This is a genomic window from Paenibacillus sp. J22P165, assembly GCF_059692015.1.
In genome coordinates this window covers 105736-122302 of record NZ_JCAUAP010000016.1, presented here as the reverse complement: position 1 = coordinate 122302, position 16567 = coordinate 105736, and the positions used below count along the sequence as shown (strand labels likewise).

The window sequence follows — 16567 nt, the reverse complement described above, 5'->3', positions numbered from 1 at the left end:
CATGAATATTTTGGTCATTGATGACGAGGCATTGGTACGAGAATCCGTTGTGATGCAGCTTCGCAACTTTCATGTTGGGATGGTTGCAGAAGCAAAAGACGGCATCGAGGGACTAGATATGTTGCGACAAGGCGACTTTCAATTGGTGATCGCTGATATCCGAATGCCAGGTATGGACGGATTAACACTCATGTCCACTGCGAAGCAGCAGGAGTTAACGCCAGCATTTGTGTTTATAAGCGGTTACGATCTCTTCTCCTATGCGAAGCAAGCCGTACAACTCGGTGCCATTGACTATCTGCTGAAGCCAATCAAAGAAGGGGAGCTGCTCGACGCTGTAAATAGCGTTCGGCAATCGTTGCGGTCCCGCGAGCAGCAGCAAGAGTCTCTATCTAAAATGGAAGTGATTGCCCATCACGGTATTCAGTCGATGCGCAAGCAATTTTTCAGATCTCTGACTCGAGATGATTCCTTCGGAGAGCCGTATTTGCAACGCAAATTTCAGGAGTTGGAGATTCATTTTGCCCATCGGCTGTTCTGTGTAGTGTGCCTTAGTGTAGATCATTACGCCAAGCTTTCGCACGAGCTTAACTTAAGAGATCGCGAGCTGATCAAATTTTCCGTGGAAAATATTACTTCGGAAGCGTTGCACGCGCAACAAATCGTGCACTATCCTTTCGATACTGAAGATGGTATTGGTTTCGTGTTGAATTATAGCGGAAATCTCGCGGAGGAAGGTCAGACGGAGCTGAAGCGAGTCGGCGAGGAGCTTTGCAAATGTATCGAACGGTACACGAAGCAGACGGTTACGGTAGGTATCGGTACTAGCATTCGTGAGTTAAGCCAACTTAAGATTTCTTATGAAGCGTCTCAGAAAGCAATTCTTCAGCGACTTATTCGAGGCGGCAACCACGTATTCATAGCGGGGATAGGGCATTTGAAGAGCGAACAGACAGTCGGTTCTATCCCTCTAAAATGCGACAAAGATCTATTGGTAGCTTTTGAGCGGAAACAGCCTGAGCTAGCCCTCGCATCCATCCAAGATTTGTTGAAACCCTATCATAACACGCCATCGTTCGCTGTCGACGCTGCTCATTTTACACGTCTCAACTTTCAACTGATTCTTGTCATTTTTAAGCATTTGAGGCAGGTGGGTCTTCAACCTGAGGAGGTGCTTGGCGAGGAGTTTTTGCTTTCTCAAGAGGTGAATGCGTGCGACAGCGTGGATCATGTTGTAGAGTGGTTTAGCGGCAAGCTTAACCTAATCTTTGAAGCGTTCGCGGCTGCGGCTGCGACAGAACCATCGTCTAAGAACGGCAGTAGCAACCATGTGCTGATGGAGAAGGCGAAGCTGTATATTCGCCAGCATTATGGGGGTGATATCACGTTGGATAGCGTAGCGCAGCATGTCAATTTAAGCCCGTCTTATTTTAGTAAGCTATTTAAAGACGAAACTAGCGAAAACTTCCATACCTATGTGCTAGAACATCGGATGAATGTAGCCCGCGCCCTGTTGAAGGAAGGCGTTTATAAAGCGAATCAGGTGGCTGGTATGGTCGGGTTTCAGGACGAGAAGTATTTCTATAAGGTGTTTAAAAAGATGACTGGCTTTACCCCGAGTGAGTATCGTCAGTTGTGACATGTTGTGAAGTAGCTCAAGGCCATCCCTTCTGGGACGGCCTTTTCACTTTATCCTTTAAATATGTCGCGAATAGCCTCCAAATACCCGTATCCATGCTCAGTATCTGGCTCCAAATAGCTGCCCTCCGTCCACTCGTTCCACGAGTTGATGGTCAGAATCCGAGGCTCCGTATGCTGTTCGATAAATGTTTTGGCAAAGGATAGCGCCTCTTTGAACGCTTCCGGTGTATTATTCGTTAGAATTGGCGTGTGCGGATATCCGAGGAGATCATACACATCTGATTGAATTGTACGCGGACTGGCATCCCAACCCATAGAGACGTTCGGGAAGTAGGGCAGCTCATAATCCGATGTGAATTTCTCGAAATTTTGAATCGCAATGTCCCGGTACTCCGCGTAATCGCTTCCAGGGAAGTTCGGAATTTCATCGTGATGAATCCAGACGTAGGAGGTGATGCTGTCAAATCCGAGTTGACCTAGAAAACCATTCACATCAACAATTTTGTCCTCACCAGGCAGATTCGCAATGCCCCACACGACTGCATTAAGATGAAGCTCCCCTAGGCCGCTATGCCTCACTCGACTGCGAAAATCATCCAGAATCCGACGTACCTCAGATAGATTCCCACCCAGACCTTTCACCAAATTCATCAGTTCGTAAATTGAAAAATATAAGCCTCCATTAACGCGCCAATACGAGGGATGGTGAAAGTAATGTTCGATCATGTAGTCGGTCGCTTCAATAAATTGCCGCTCCGTGACCGTTCCTTCGGCAAGAATGGGATACGGCTTGTGCCGAGTTGCCGGCATAATCTCCAACCAATCATGGTTGGCCCACATTAACGAAAATTTGAGCCTGTCGTTATTGTCCGCTTTGAGAAACCCGCGTTCTAATGCCCCATGCAGGTAAGGCCCATTGTCATACCAATACCAATCAAAAATAAAGCTGTCGATGCCATAGTCGGCTGCCGCATCGATTTTGCGTGCCATAACTGCTGGATCTGCCTCATCCTCATAGCCCCAAAGCGGTACCTTGGGCTGCTGATGTCCTGGGAAACGCGGCGTTGCTCCTTTCATAAGAGCCCACTCGTTCCACCCTTTTCCATGTCTTCTCTCGTTAACATCGTCGATATGATAATTCGGGAAATAATAAACCGCTACTTCGGTTTTCGCTGATTGCTCTACAGTCATCGTGAACTTCCCCCTTCCTATTTCCTCCATTCTAGCTGGAAAAAAGGACGAAAGCTTTGGTCAATCCAACGATCGCATTTGTAAAATACAACACTCAAAGAACTCATTCCTGATACGTACGACGCAAGGAGGCGGCATAGTTTTTGGGAGACATCCCTTCTAGTTTTTTAAAAAGTTTACTGAAATAATGGATGTCTTCGTAACCGACCATGGCGGAAATTTTGCTGATCGAGTGGGTGCCCGCTTGCAACAATTCTTTGGCCTTCTCTATGCGTAGATGCGTGAGAAATTCCAGCGGGGTCCGCCCCGTTGCTTCTTTAAATAGCTTGCGGAAATAGTTCGGCGACAAGCTCCCAGCCTGTGACAACGCATGCAGCTCCAGCGGATCCGCATAGTGATTCTGCATATGGCGAATGGTTTCCGTGATCTCGGATCGGCGTGCAGATTGACTGCTAACCCCGTGGTCTGTAGCCAAGTCATTGACCATATGGCTTAGTATCAGCAGGAGCTGTGACCGCAGCAGAATGGGATAGCCTACTGGCTTCGAAGTAAACGTGTGAACCAAACGTTGAAAGATTTGGGTATAGGTTAAGAGGTCCGATACGCGCATACGATGCGGAAACCACACGTCGTCTAGTTCGAGCAAAGGACGCTCCGCGAGTTCTTCCTCGATAGGAATGTAATCCAAATTAAAATAATCCAAATTCACATAAACATCAATTGGGGAGAAATCCAACCGCTCCCCCATATACATCAGATCAAAATGAACAGCAAAATAACGAAACGATTTCCCCTTGGGCACAAAGTAAGAATGCCTCAAATGCGGCCTGATGAAGAGCAAATCTCCCGCTTCTAATGGATAAGTCTGATCTTCTAGTTGAAATACACACGTGCCCGAAGTAATTAGTATCATCTCATGATCGTAAATGATCCTAGGCGGTACACGATAGTCGTCCTCTCCTGCATCTTCATGTGCAAAACGAACGTATGGCGCTAGGTTTAGAAAATCAATCTTTTTAACAACCCCATTAGGCTCCATAAAGATGTACCTCGACCTCTCATTCAAAAATTGCTAACATCGTTCGATTGTAGTTGTTCAGTAGATCTATTATATCATTCTGCTTGGAGCTGTTAGTAAGAAAAACTCGGCATCCCTTGAAAAAGGAGTACCGAGTTCTTCACTTACCTGATCTATTCAGGCTGCCATATCTTAAAATTCCCGCTCAGGGCAAGCACGCTAAACGCGTACAAACAATTATCGTAATATCTTCTTACACCTGTACGAACTGGCGTTTGCCAAAATAGCTCGACACACGCTCTAGCATGAGCACCATCTGGCGCAGCAAGCGAGGCCATAGCATTAGTAGCTATGATACCCACGGGATGAAGTGCCTTCTCATCGAAAGGCGTGCCGTCGATCTGATACCGACGATAGTCTTCTGGTGATTTATCCGCGAAGAAAGACTGAATGCGATTTACCGTATCGGAATGCCACTGCGAACCGCCGCTCCACGCTGCGTCCAACCCGATATTAGCCGCTACACGATAGGAGTCGCTGAAGAAGTGACCGTAGCCGCGATCATCATTCGGTGTGCCGTCGTAATGCGCATACTCTGGCGCCAAGCCGGTCTCAGGATGGCAGGCGATCTGTAAATAAGCTCGACTAGCTTCCGCAGCCTCCGCCCAGAACGGCCGATCTTCTTCATAGGCCCATAAAGCAAACAGCTCATAAAAATGCGGCAGATGATAAGACGGATCCGAATATTCGCAGTTTGGAACAAACTTAATCAGCTTATTCTCTAGATTCCACATCGGCTTGCCAACGCCGTCTTCTCCTTTGTGAATACATGTCCGAAGCAACTCGCGTGCCTGCTCACTGTAGTTATAAGGTGCTGCACCATCGCCCCAGCGGTGTGAAGCAAAGAACAAGGATAAGGCAAAATATTCTTCTCCATCCGGCGCTGGACCGTTTGACCGCTTGGAGCCATCCGTGTTGCACGACCATGCGAAATAGCCCGCATTGTCACCCTCAGTCATCAACATGTTCGTATGTGTCCACTTCCAAATCCGATCAAAGACGATCTTCTGATTCAGTTGTACAGCGATCATCATGCCGTATGACATACCTTCGGTACGCACATCTAGGTTACCTGTATCCAACAAATAAGCGCCTGCATCGCCAGCCTCATAATAGATTCTGGTATCCTCATCACCGTGGAACAATTGGTTCCACATGTCGTCAAGCTTAGCCTGTACCGCCGCTTCCGAATACCCATACTCCGCAAATAAATTGCGGCAACTGCCTGTCGTCGATGCGTCAATGCTTTGCTTTTGCATATAAAATGCCTCCTAATTAGAAAACCCCCAAGACACGCAAGATGCCGGGGGTTAATCGCTAGTCTAGTCCGTCTAACCTTTTACACCGCCAACGGTCATCCCTTTAACAAAGTACTTCTGCAAGAACGGATACACCATGATAATCGGGAGACTCACTACAATCGTCATGGTAGAACGAATCGATGTGGGTGTTACTGTAGCTGCCCCAGAGTTCGCACTGCTAGCAAAAATGTCAGCTGCCGTTTGCGACGTTTGTGTATTCGTGTTCTGCAATATTTTCATCAACTCGTACTGCAGCGTACTTAAATTCTCATTCGAAGAATTGTACAAGAAGACGTCGAACCACGAGTTCCATTGACCTACCGCGCTAAATAAGGCAACTGTCGCCAATACTGGAACCACAAGTGGAAGAACAATCCGCATGAACATCGAGAAATCATTCGCGCCATCAATACGAGCTGCTTCCATAATCCCGTCAGGAAGCCCTTCGATAAACGAACGGATGATAATTAAGTTGAATACCCCGATCATGCCTGGAATGATATATACCCAGAAGCTTCCTAACATGCCAAGGTCCCGAACGAGCAGGTAGCCTGGAATGAGTCCCCCGCTGAAATACATCGTGAAAATAAAGGAAACCGTTACGAATTTGCGAAGCACGTATTCTTGACGTGACATCGTGTAGGCTACCATGGCCGAACAGAACACCGTAACCACAGTACCTATCACCGTTCTTAATACTGAAATGAAGAAAGCATGTACGATTGCGGCTTCGCTAAACACGTATTTAAAATTATCGAACGTCCACATGCGAGGAAACAGATAAATCCCTCCGCGGACCGCGTCATTCGCATCGTTCAACGCAACAGCTAGCGTATTAACAAAGGGATACAGCGTAACTACAACAAGTACGAACATAAACATGATATTGCAAATATCGAACAAGCGATCACCTATGTGCGTATTCCGCCGGATCGAACTTGCCTGTTGTGAAGCTTCCATAGCTGATACCTCCTTGTGAAGTGGTCCAAATAAACGATTAGAACAATCTGGCTTCACCGGCACGTTTAGCAATTTGATTCGCACTGATCAAGAAGATAAAACTAACGACGGTCTTGAAAATGCCTGCTGCTGTTGCCAATGAGAAATTGCCTAAGTTGATGCCGTAATTGAGTACGAAAATATCAAGATTTTCTGCATAATCTATGTTCATCCCATTTTTGAGTAAATATTGTGGTTCGAAACCAGACTCAAGAATGTGACCTAAATTCATAATTAGCAATATGATAATAACCGGTTTAATGCCTGGAAGCGTGATGTGCACAATGCGCTGAAATCTGTTGGCGCCATCCATTTCTGCCGACTCATACAAAGCCGGGTCAATCGTCGTCATCGCAGCTAGATAAATAATGGTGTTCCAACCGACATTTTTCCACACCTCGGATGCACCAAGAATTCCCCAGAAATATTCACCCTTACCGAGCCATAGAACGGGTTCGCTAATCACATGTAATTTTAATAAGACTTCATTAATGATCCCGCCATCGGTAGATAAGGCGCCGGATACGATACTTGCAGCAACAACCCAAGAAATAAAATGGGGCAAATAACTGATTGTCTGTACAAAGCGTTTGAAAATAACTTTACGCAATTCATTAAGTAGAATAGCTAGGGTAACCGCTGTAACAAAGCCTAATACGAGATTAATCGTGCTCATCGCTAACGTATTTCGCATGACGCGAAGGAAGCCCTCATCTTGAAAGAGAAATTTAAATTGATCGAATCCAACCCACGTTTGCTCAGAGAATTTTTTGGCCGGACGATATTTTTGAAAGGCCATAGACCAACCCCAAAGCGGTACATATTTGAAAATAAACAACCAAATGAGAAAAGGCAGCGACATGGCCATCAATACTTTTTGTTTACCTAGCTTACGAAAAAATAAGGCTAACCCTGTTGATTTCTCGGATAGCACTGGTCTGTCCGTTAGGGATTCTTTTGTAAGGCTCTCCATAGAAAATCACTCACTCCTTCATGCTTTTTATCTAAGTAGAAGGGACGCATGACACTATCCATACGCTCTAGTGCCCTGCATCCCCTTATTCGTTACGCATCTTCCTTATTTCGCCCAGTTGCCTGCAACGCGATCTTTAACAATCTTCGTTACAAATGCTTCATAGCCTTTGATATCAAGCTTGCTTGCTTGTGCCACATAGTCGCTCCAAGCCTTCTCGAACTTATCTGTGCCGCTTGCAAGAATCATTTCTGGATAAGCTTTCTTTTGAAGATCGCCCATTTTTTGTTCAAAAATTTGTTCAGGTGTGCCTTGTCCTTTATTGATACTCCATGCAGGGTACCACGGACGAGCATCTGGCTTACTAAACATGTCTGTAAAGACTTTCGCATTGTACGCTTTCAGAAGTGCACGATCACCATCTGTATAGTTCTTCTCAGCTACAGAAGGCTGCTTGTTCGGATCGAAAGCATTGTCGCCTTTTACGATAGAGAAGTTACCATAACGAGGCCAGTTGTACGCAAACATTTTCAAACCGAAATCTTCATAGAACTTAGGATCTTTAATTTTCGCGATTTCTTCATCCGTACGGAAGAACTTGCCTTTGTCATCCACTTCATACGTTTGACCTTTGATACCCCATTGTTGCAGGATTTGATTGTCTTCAGTCAGCATCGTGTCAAAGAATTTGATAATGCGAACAGGGTCTTTCGCGCTTTTGGAAATGGAGATACCACGATTGTTTACGAAGGAAGGTGGATCCAAGTATTGGTCCTTAACCCCTTTGTCAAACACGATTGGAAGTGCCACGTAACGCTTGTCATCTACGCCAGCTTTCGCCAAGTTATTACGCGCATCGCCCACTTGCCAGTCATATGCGAAGTAACCAAGTACACGGCCGGAAGTCAATTTCGCCAAATACTGATCTTTGTTCATCGTGAAGGATTCTTTATCGAACAAACCTGCTGTATTGACTTCATTGAGTTTTTTTACCCAACGTTTCGTCGTCGCTTCATCAATGGCATTGCTTTTCGCTTCATTTGTTTTCAAATCAATTAGTAAACCACCGTCATTCGGGTAGCCTGCTAAATGGAAAGCAGGGTTCGTAATCGTAAAGAAGTTCGTGTCATACGTCATGACGGAGAACCCGATGGTATCCTTGCCATCCACTTGTGGATGCTTGTCTTTATATGTCTTAATCGCATTGAAATATTCGTCAAGTGTTGTAAGCTTCGGATATCCAAGCTCCTTCAACACGCCGCGTTGAATCCAGAATGCGCCTTGGTCTACGTTCGGGTTAGCAGCAAAGCCTTGATTCGCACTGAAGGGAAGGTGATAAATCTTGCCATCCTTTTGCTTCATTTTGTCAAAATAAGGACCATATACGCGCTTAATGTTCGGACCGTATTTCTCAATTAACTCATCGAGCGGAATGAATGCACCAGCATCCATGAACTTATCAATTTCTCCTTCAGGCTGCACCACATCTGGGAACTCATTACCAGCAATCATGACACCGGACTTGGTCTTAGATTCGCCAACGAGATTCTCCACTTTAAAGTTAACGCCTGTTTGTTTTTCTAACTCTTTACCAATTGGGGTTTCATTCGTGTTCATATTCTTTCCTGCGTTAAACAAGAAATAGCTAAACGTAGCTGGTTTCATCTCTTCCTTAGCAGCGGTAGTGCCACTAGGATTACTAGGTGTTTTGGAAGTGGCTGGATCTGCTGAGTTTGAGCTGCTGCAAGCACTTAGCGAAAGCGCTAACAATGTGCCCATCGTGACTAATTTCAACTTCTTCATTCTTGTGAAACTCCCCTCTCAACACTATCTTGTAAGCACTTTCATTATATAAAACCGCTCTCAGCTTGATTACCCTGTAAAGTTTAGTATCTTCTTAGTAAAGCTTAGGTGATTGATCACTCTCATTCACTTGGACTGGGGTAGTAATCTTCACAATGGTGCCGACGCCATCCTCACTACTAATCTGAACATCAATGGCATTGCCATAATATAATTTCAGTCGCATAAAAGCATTCTTCATCCCGACGTGTTCACTCACATCTTCGCCGTTACCCATATAAGCGTTCAATAAATCGACCTTCTCCTTCGGCATCCCAATGCCGGTATCCGCAATCGTAAAACTCACCTGATCCCCACTTCTAGTCGCCTTCAATTCGATGGTGCCGTGGCCTTGCAAGGGCTCGATCCCGTGAAGACTAGCGTTCTCAATGAAGGGCAGCAAGGTCATTTTGGGAATTTTACAGCTATAGACGGACTCATCCACCTCGAAGTGATAGCTAAGCTTATCTCCAAATCGGTATTTTTGGATTTCCAGGAAACATAAAATCAAATCCAACTCATCACGGAACGTGACCCACTCCCCACCCCATTCCAGTGAACGGCGGAACATTTTGGCCATATTTTTAATAATTTTTGCCGTTTCATTTTCTTGCTTGATCAAGCTGCGCATACGAATCGTTTCCAACGCATTAAACAGAAAATGAGGATTAATCTGGCTCTGCAAAGCGTGCAGCTGCGATTGCCTTTGTTTCAGCTCCAGATCCTTCTTCTGAATATCCGCGATGTACACATCATCAATGAGGCTCTTGATTTGCACGGTCATTCGGTTGAATTCTCGCACCAATTGGCCGATTTCATCCTTCGTTTCCGGCTCATCAATGAGATCGAAATGCTGGTTTTTCACCTTTTTCATATGAACAAGAATACGAACTAGTCGTGTATGCAAGGAGGATGAGATCCAGACAATCACAAGTGTCGGCAGCAGGATGTTAAGTAGTGCCAAATAGACGACGAATTGCTTGGATTTACGCACGGCATCTAGGACATGTCCATCAGAAACGAGAACGATACGCCAATTTTTTAAATAGTTGGTGCTATAAGCGCGCTCCAATTGAATAGCATCCTTAGGGATCGCCACGCTGCGGAAGTTCGTTTTGCCCCGAATCCAATCCAGCTTCGCGTCCGTCGTATACTGAATATCCCCTTCAGCATTCAGCAGATATAGATTGCCCTGCAGCGCTTGATTGCTAAACATGACCTCGATGGCGTCCGGACTCATCTCAATTTTGAGTATTTTACTATAGGTGTTCGCGTTCACGAAATTGTTCATTTGACGGATGATGCTAAGCCCGCTGTACGAGCTCTCATTGTCAGCGCTTCGCATAACGAGGGGATAGGGTTGCCCTTCTGCATGCACCTTCTGTAGGCTACGATACCATTCTGAATCGCGAATAATATCCGTTAGCGGGTGTAAGCCGCCAGAGTCGATAATCGTTGGATTGTTGGTATACATCTGAATGCCTTTTATTTCGCTATATACCAAATTGTACTTATTAATGTTGGTTGCAAGCTGCGAGTTATACATGCGCACATAATCGATGGTTTCCGCGTAGGTTTGCTCCAGGGCATCATTTAAGAGAGCGTCTGTATAAAAGAAGGATGAAATTCCAACTGCATTATCGATCTTGGCACGAAATTCATCCTTCAATTTATCTAAATTCAGCGAGATATCTTCCGTTTTCTGCCGCTGAACATTGTGAGTCGTTACTTGATAGAAGATTACATTGGTCAATAATATCGGAATAAACACACTTAGAAAGTAAAGCATCAACAATTTGTTGCGTAAACGAACGTTATTTAGCTGGAATCGTCGTATTTTCATGGGAATGGCCGCCTTGTTTGGTCAGTAGTTTTTTGCGATATTCGGATGGAGGCATATCTTCCATTTTCTCAAATTGCGCAACAAAATAGTCCGCGTTGTTAAAGCCTACCCTCTCGGCAATTTCATAAATCCGCAAATCCGTTTGACGTAACAGCTTCTTGGCTTCGCCAATGCGGATCGACAGCAGAAACTCATTAAAATACTGGCCGTATGTTTTCTTGAACAGTTGCCCGACATACACCGGATTCATATAGAACTCAGCAGCAATGCTTTTGAGATTAATGTTCTCTTGGTAATGATGCTCAATATAGCTCTTAATCTTGTGGATGCTGCCCTTGGTCTGCTCTCCCCGCAGTTGTTCCATCATGCGAGAGCTCTCGATCATAAAGGAAATAAATAAGTCCTGCAGTTGGCCAAAAGATAGCGGTTGTGCATCCCAGCTTAGCATGGGCTTAAGATTAACGAGCAAATCCGTTGGTCCTTGCATCCCCTGCAAGGTTCCCAAGATGCGGTGCACATAGCGATCGATAATCGTGCGAATTGCATCTTTGGCTAGTGATTTCGTTTCAATTTCAGTAAAGAGCATCGCGATCGTCGTCTTAATCTTCTCGGTTTCTTGCTCTTCAACGGCTTCCTGAATACGGTGGAATAAGCCGACATCCGGCTCTGCATAACTTAGCTTCGTCTCTGAGGCTGTTTCATAGAAAAGAACATCCTTCATCCCCTTCACATACTTGTACTGCAGCAGCTCGTTTGCTGTCTGAATCGATGCGCTGAGCTGCTTCATATCTTTCACACTCGCGCCAAAATATAGCGTAACACCCGCTTGCAGCCGCTTGGCCAACAGATTCTGCAGCGCAGCGCCAAATTGCTCATAGCTGCCGCCATACAGCTTCAACGCATCAGAGCAAATGAGAAAAGCGCACTGCTGATTGCGCAGTTGAACAACAAAGTCGCTAGGTACATCGACTAATGTTTGCAAGGCCTGGGCGACAACGCTGACATTGTCCTTGATGAGGTAATCCGTCGCCTCTCCTTCTTCGGAGAGGCCTCGGTTCAATTCAACTATGCCATACCGCAACACGCTTCCTTTAGACAGACGAACCCGTTCGTCAAGCTCCATCACGGCTTTGGCCGATTGCTCGCCTCTACTTAGTTGTTCGAACAAGCCCCTTAAGGTGAGTCGGCCGCTTATCGCCTTCTGTAGACGCTCTTCCTTAATTTGCAGCGCTAACTTCCGTAACGTCTCTTCCAAATCCTCTTCCTCAATCGGCTTTAAAATATAGTCACTCACCCCAAAACGAATAGCAGATTGCGCATAGGAGAAGTCATTGTAACCGCTTAAAATAATAAACTTACAGGGACTAAGATTATGCAGTTTCACTTCTTCTATTAACTTCAAACCATCCATAACTGGCATACGAATGTCTGTGATGACAACATCAATGTCAGACTGCCTGGAAGTAAGGATTCGCAGTGCATCTTTTCCATTATCCGCTTCATGGCTGACACAGTAACCCAGGGTCTCCCAGTCGATTAGGCCGAGTAAACCTTTCCTGACATATTGCTCATCATCGACTAACATCACTTGCAGCTTCATGACTTTCACTCCTTGGTAACTAAAATGGAAAAGCGAGTCCAGTAGTTAGCCGGACTCGCAGGTATCTATACGAGCAATCTAGATGTTGTTTATTGTATCCCACTCTGTCATCATCTGACAACTATGGAGTCTAATGTCTTCTTCCTACTTCATAATCCGATGGAATGCCGTTTTCGGTGTCTGCTGGCAATCGAACAGGAAGGGCCAATTCTTCCTCCCTTTCACCGGGAAATGATCCAGCCATGTGTAATCATCTGCCGCTCCCCAGAAGGTAACTGCTGTAATACAGCTCTGGTACTCTTTGAACAGCTCAAAAATCTGCTCATATCGCTGCGCCTGCAGCTCTAACATTTCAGGGGTTGGTTCTGTGAGATCCGTTCGTCTGTCTGTGAATTCGAATACCGACAGATCTAACTCTGTTATTTGAAGCTGTACGCCAAGAGAAGCGTAGAGCTCAATCGCGGCGCGGATTTCCTCAATGGAAGGGCCATGAAGGTTCCAATGTCCCTGCATCCCGATACCATGAATCGGTACACCTTGATCTTGTAAGGATGATACAAGCGCAGCAATTTTATCACGCTTCACTGGGTTGGTTTCATTGTAATCATTGTAGAATAAGAGCGCATTAGGATCTGCTTGATGGGCAAAATGAAAAGCTTTCGCGATGTAATCTTCACCAATGATGTCCAGCCACTTGGATTTACGCAGCGTGATATCTGTTGTATCTTCAATCGCTTCATTCACAACATCCCATGCGTATATGTGGCCGCGGTAACGCTTCACCACTGTTTCAATATGCTGTTGCATCTGAGTCAATAGTTCTTCTCTCGTTGCTTGTGCTCCTGTAGGTCCCTCGAATACCCAGTCTGGTGTCTGATTGTGCCACACTAGCGTATGACCTCTTATCTTTTTCCCCTGAATGGTTGCAAAATCAACGATCGCATCTGCCGCCCCAAACGTATAGCGGTCTGGATCGGGGTGAATCTCAGCAAACTTCATTTCATTCTCTGCAGTTACACTATTATAATGCCGTTTGATGAGGTCGGCCTGCGTTGCAATGGTTTTGGCATTTACAGCTGCACCAATATCGAAGTACTGCTCAAACTTTTGATATAGGGAAGCTATTTGTATTTGGCTATCTTTCGTCATGTAAAATGACCTCCTCACAAAATAAAGCGCTTTCGCGAGTTATTATATCGTCTGCCTCGAACGTTTCATACCCTACGAAGTTTAGGTTATACCCAATAGATTAAAGGAGTTTTCTAGGTAGGACAGCACCTAGCGCCTCCCCCTATCAACACGACAAAAAACCGCCCCCCGACACTAATCGTCGTGAGGCGGCTAAGCGCACTAGGCGCAACTCTTTATTTGACCAAAGTACCCTTGGTTACACCCAACTGGTTCGTTGCCTTCAGTGAACGCCATACTTGCGTCCCACTGATTTGGCCATCGATTGCTTTGCGGTACAAATCAAGAATTTCCGTTACTTTCTCTGGCGTCTCTTCCAAGAACTCTACACGGAACGAACGGATGCCCAGATCCATGAAGTGGTTCAAATACTCGGCACCAGATTGATCTATCGCGTTGTACACCGTATTCCGGCAGCCTTCATCCACACGCACAGGATGCGACATTCCAACGCGATCCTGCAAGGATACACGCTTCTCCTCGCATGGACGACCACAGTTCGTAAAGTCCGTTCCCTCACTCAGGAACGTACAATATACACAGTGTTCGGTGTGGAACATCGGCATGTGCTGATGAATAACGACTTCCAGCTTGGAGGTCTCCGCGCGGCGAAGCAAGTCAACCATCTGCTGAATGTTCAAGTCATAGGAAGGCGTAACCTTTGAAAGCCCGGCAGCCAAGAACAGATCAGCAGCTTTATGATTGGCAATATTCAGTGAGAAGTCACCGATCAGCTGCGGTTGCGGTGCATCCGGATTCTCAAACCGGTGCTTCAAGAAATAATAGGCTGCGCCTGTATTTCGAATAAGAACCGCATCTGGTTTCAGCTTGAGTATATTGTTAAAATAGCCTGTTTCCCCTGGCATATGAATCCGTGGTGTCACGAGCGCGATCTTGCGCCCAGCAGCATGTACGGCTTCAACCGCAGCAGGAAACTGCTTAATAAATTCAAAATCAGCGTAGATTAAGCCAACGTCCGTCGTTGCAAGAACTGCCTTCACTTGCTCCAAGTTACGGCACAAAGCAGTCAACTCGACCGCGTTACGATCCGCGAGGGATAAAGCAGGTGCATTCACAGCGGTAACAGCCGCGTGATGCTCAGTCACAGCAGCAGGCACGTCGTCATACACGCCGACTTCGCGCTTGATGTACGCGCGCGGCTTCTGCCGCTCGTCTTCCATGAGCTCGACAGCCATGCGACGCATGCTGTTCAATTCACGCATCGGCACGATCAGCGCGCCGTCCAGCTGGACATCCAGCTCGGCAAGCTCATAGATCGTGCCGCCAAGGCGACCGAACTGCTCGGTGAAGAGCTGTTCGTCCATAGGTCTTTTTTCCGCTTGAACCAGCGGAAGTTCGGATTGTACGAAGACGGTGTGGCCACCGCGAACATCCGTCCACCAGCTCTTCAGCGTCTCGCCAAGGACGCCGGTCACTTTCACGCTTACCGGGAATGTACGGTAAGGCTTATCCGTTTCAAACGTCTGGCGCAGACGTTTGTCCAAAGCTGGATCGTTCGTCTTCCAGATACGATCGCCTACGTGCAAACGGCCAAGCTCTACATCATTGCGTCCCATGACGATTTCAATGATGCCACCCTCGGCTTCGCCTTCGAGTTTCTCACCCTTGCGGCGCAAATCATAGATGCGCCCGCCTTCTTCCTTCTTCGTCGGGTCCCCCGCGTCGAAGACAAGCCCGTCACCGCGCTTCAGCGGCGCCTCCAGCTCACAGATCACGGCATCGCGCAGAATCTGCTTGATACGGCCCACGAAAACCCCACGGCTCTTCGGAAACGTGCCGTCAACCAACTGCTTGTTGTTGGTCCCTTGCAGGAACCCAACCGTAAAACCACGTGAGAAGCTTTGCTGCAGCTCACGCACTTCCTCTTTCGATGGGCGCGCATCCTGCCCCTCGAAATAACGATCAATTGCCTTGCGATATTTGCTCACAACGTTAGCTACATATTCAGGGGTCTTCAGACGCCCTTCAATTTTAAAGGAACGAACACCCGCTTCGATCAGCTCAGGCACGATTTCAATCGCCGCCAAATCCTTCGGCGACAGCAAATACGTGACATCCCCCATCGGTTTTTGCTCACCATCCACCATCAAATCATACGGCAACCGGCAAGCCTGCGCGCACTCACCGCGGTTAGCGGAACGGCCTCCCCACATTTCGGAGGTCAGACACTGTCCCGAATAGGACACACAAAGAGCACCATGCACGAAGACTTCCATCGGAAGCTTCGCTTGATCGCCAATTTGTTTAATTTGTTTCAGGTTATTCTCACGACCCAGAACAACACGCTCGATATCGAACGGTTTTGTAAATTCAACAGCCTCTGGCGATGTAATCGTCATCTGCGTTGAACCGTGAATCGGGAAATCAGGGGAGATTTCACGAATCATTTTGACCAAACCTAAATCCTGCACGATCACGGCATCCACGCCTGCATCAACACACGCATCAATCAACTGCTTCGCATCATTCAACTCTTCCTCGAAGACGAGAATGTTAAACGTCAGGAAGCCTTGAACACCATATAGATGAAGGAACGACATAATATCCGGCAGCTCTGCCATCGTAAAGTTATGCGCTCTCGCTCTCGCATTAAATTTCTCCACACCAAAAAATACGGCATCCGCCCCATTGGCAACAGCCGCTCGCAAACAATCCCAATCCCCAGCAGGGGCCAATAATTCTACATCTTCTCTGCGTATCGTACGCATGGCAGCAAATCCTTTCAATATCAATCCTCGGGTAATCCTCAAAGTCTTCTCTTTAGTGTAACAGAAACGATAGGTAGGAATCTAGGGCAGGAGATAACTGCACACAAAGCCAATATCCGACAATGCTGCCATACAGCAATGCCTTTAGAAGTTAACAAACGTACCCATGAATGCTATAATGG

Annotated in this window: 11 protein-coding genes; 1 reads left to right on the top strand and 10 read right to left on the bottom strand. The window is 46.4% G+C overall.

The genetic code is table 11. The annotated features are described in order from the left end of the window. Nucleotide 1 precedes the first annotated feature (1 nt). On the top strand, nt 2-1639 hold the full coding sequence (locus tag AC58QM_RS30845) for a response regulator (RefSeq protein WP_497288585.1): 1638 nt from the start codon (nt 2-4) through the stop codon (nt 1637-1639). 50 nt (nt 1640-1689) lie between these two features. Here the strand turns inward: AC58QM_RS30845 and AC58QM_RS30840 are convergent, their stop codons facing one another. The 10 genes from AC58QM_RS30840 to AC58QM_RS30795 form a co-directional block, all read right to left on the bottom strand. Further along, entirely contained in the window at nt 1690-2832 is a 1143-nt protein-coding gene (locus tag AC58QM_RS30840; protein WP_497288584.1) for a glycosyltransferase WbsX family protein, read from the bottom strand. Between the two features lie 103 nt (nt 2833-2935). Further along, on the bottom strand, nt 2936-3871 hold the full coding sequence (locus AC58QM_RS30835; protein WP_497288583.1) for an AraC family transcriptional regulator: 936 nt from the start codon (nt 3869-3871) through the stop codon (nt 2936-2938). 152 nt (nt 3872-4023) lie between these two features. Then, nucleotides 4024-5169, bottom strand: coding sequence for a family 8 glycosyl hydrolase (locus AC58QM_RS30830; RefSeq protein WP_497288582.1), 1146 nt, complete (start codon nt 5167-5169; stop codon nt 4024-4026). A 72-nt stretch (nt 5170-5241) separates the two neighbouring features. Then, nucleotides 5242-6171 (bottom strand): carbohydrate ABC transporter permease, encoded by a 930-nt coding sequence (locus AC58QM_RS30825; RefSeq protein ID WP_497288581.1) that lies wholly within the window; start codon nt 6169-6171, stop codon nt 5242-5244. Nucleotides 6172-6208: 37 nt separating this feature from the next. Then, a complete protein-coding gene (locus tag AC58QM_RS30820; protein WP_497288580.1) occupies nt 6209-7183 on the bottom strand; it encodes an ABC transporter permease in 975 nt (324 codons plus the stop codon). 105 nt (nt 7184-7288) lie between these two features. Further along, a complete protein-coding gene (locus AC58QM_RS30815) occupies nt 7289-8986 on the bottom strand; it encodes an ABC transporter substrate-binding protein (RefSeq protein ID WP_497288579.1) in 1698 nt (565 codons plus the stop codon). A 94-nt stretch (nt 8987-9080) separates the two neighbouring features. Further along, nucleotides 9081-10868, bottom strand: coding sequence for a sensor histidine kinase (locus tag AC58QM_RS30810; protein ID WP_497288578.1), 1788 nt, complete (start codon nt 10866-10868; stop codon nt 9081-9083). Next, on the bottom strand, nt 10840-12468 hold the full coding sequence (locus AC58QM_RS30805; RefSeq protein WP_497288577.1) for a response regulator: 1629 nt from the start codon (nt 12466-12468) through the stop codon (nt 10840-10842). The genes AC58QM_RS30810 and AC58QM_RS30805 overlap by 29 nt, the downstream gene beginning before the upstream one ends. 144 nt (nt 12469-12612) lie before the next feature. Further along, complete coding sequence (locus AC58QM_RS30800) at nt 12613-13617, bottom strand: endo-1,4-beta-xylanase (RefSeq protein ID WP_497288576.1); 1005 nt, start codon at nt 13615-13617, stop codon at nt 12613-12615. A 215-nt stretch (nt 13618-13832) separates the two neighbouring features. Further along, nucleotides 13833-16385: a U32 family peptidase gene (locus tag AC58QM_RS30795; RefSeq protein ID WP_497288575.1), complete on the bottom strand. Its 2553-nt coding sequence runs from the start codon at nt 16383-16385 to the stop codon at nt 13833-13835. Between the last annotated feature and the right edge of the window lie 182 nt (nt 16386-16567).

Coding starts and splice junctions, on each gene's coding strand:
- AC58QM_RS30800 (WP_497288576.1), bottom strand. CDS start 13,617: ATGACGAAAGATAGCCAAATACAAATAGCTTCCCTATATCAAAAGTTT.
- AC58QM_RS30820 (WP_497288580.1), bottom strand. CDS start 7,183: ATGGAGAGCCTTACAAAAGAATCCCTAACGGACAGACCAGTGCTATCC.
- AC58QM_RS30830 (WP_497288582.1), bottom strand. CDS start 5,169: ATGCAAAAGCAAAGCATTGACGCATCGACGACAGGCAGTTGCCGCAAT.
- AC58QM_RS30805 (WP_497288577.1), bottom strand. CDS start 12,468: ATGAAGCTGCAAGTGATGTTAGTCGATGATGAGCAATATGTCAGGAAA.
- AC58QM_RS30825 (WP_497288581.1), bottom strand. CDS start 6,171: ATGGAAGCTTCACAACAGGCAAGTTCGATCCGGCGGAATACGCACATA.
- AC58QM_RS30810 (WP_497288578.1), bottom strand. CDS start 10,868: ATGAAAATACGACGATTCCAGCTAAATAACGTTCGTTTACGCAACAAA.
- AC58QM_RS30840 (WP_497288584.1), bottom strand. CDS start 2,832: ATGACTGTAGAGCAATCAGCGAAAACCGAAGTAGCGGTTTATTATTTC.
- AC58QM_RS30835 (WP_497288583.1), bottom strand. CDS start 3,871: ATGGAGCCTAATGGGGTTGTTAAAAAGATTGATTTTCTAAACCTAGCG.
- AC58QM_RS30815 (WP_497288579.1), bottom strand. CDS start 8,986: ATGAAGAAGTTGAAATTAGTCACGATGGGCACATTGTTAGCGCTTTCG.
- AC58QM_RS30795 (WP_497288575.1), bottom strand. CDS start 16,385: ATGCGTACGATACGCAGAGAAGATGTAGAATTATTGGCCCCTGCTGGG.
- AC58QM_RS30845 (WP_497288585.1), top strand. CDS start 2: ATGAATATTTTGGTCATTGATGACGAGGCATTGGTACGAGAATCCGTT.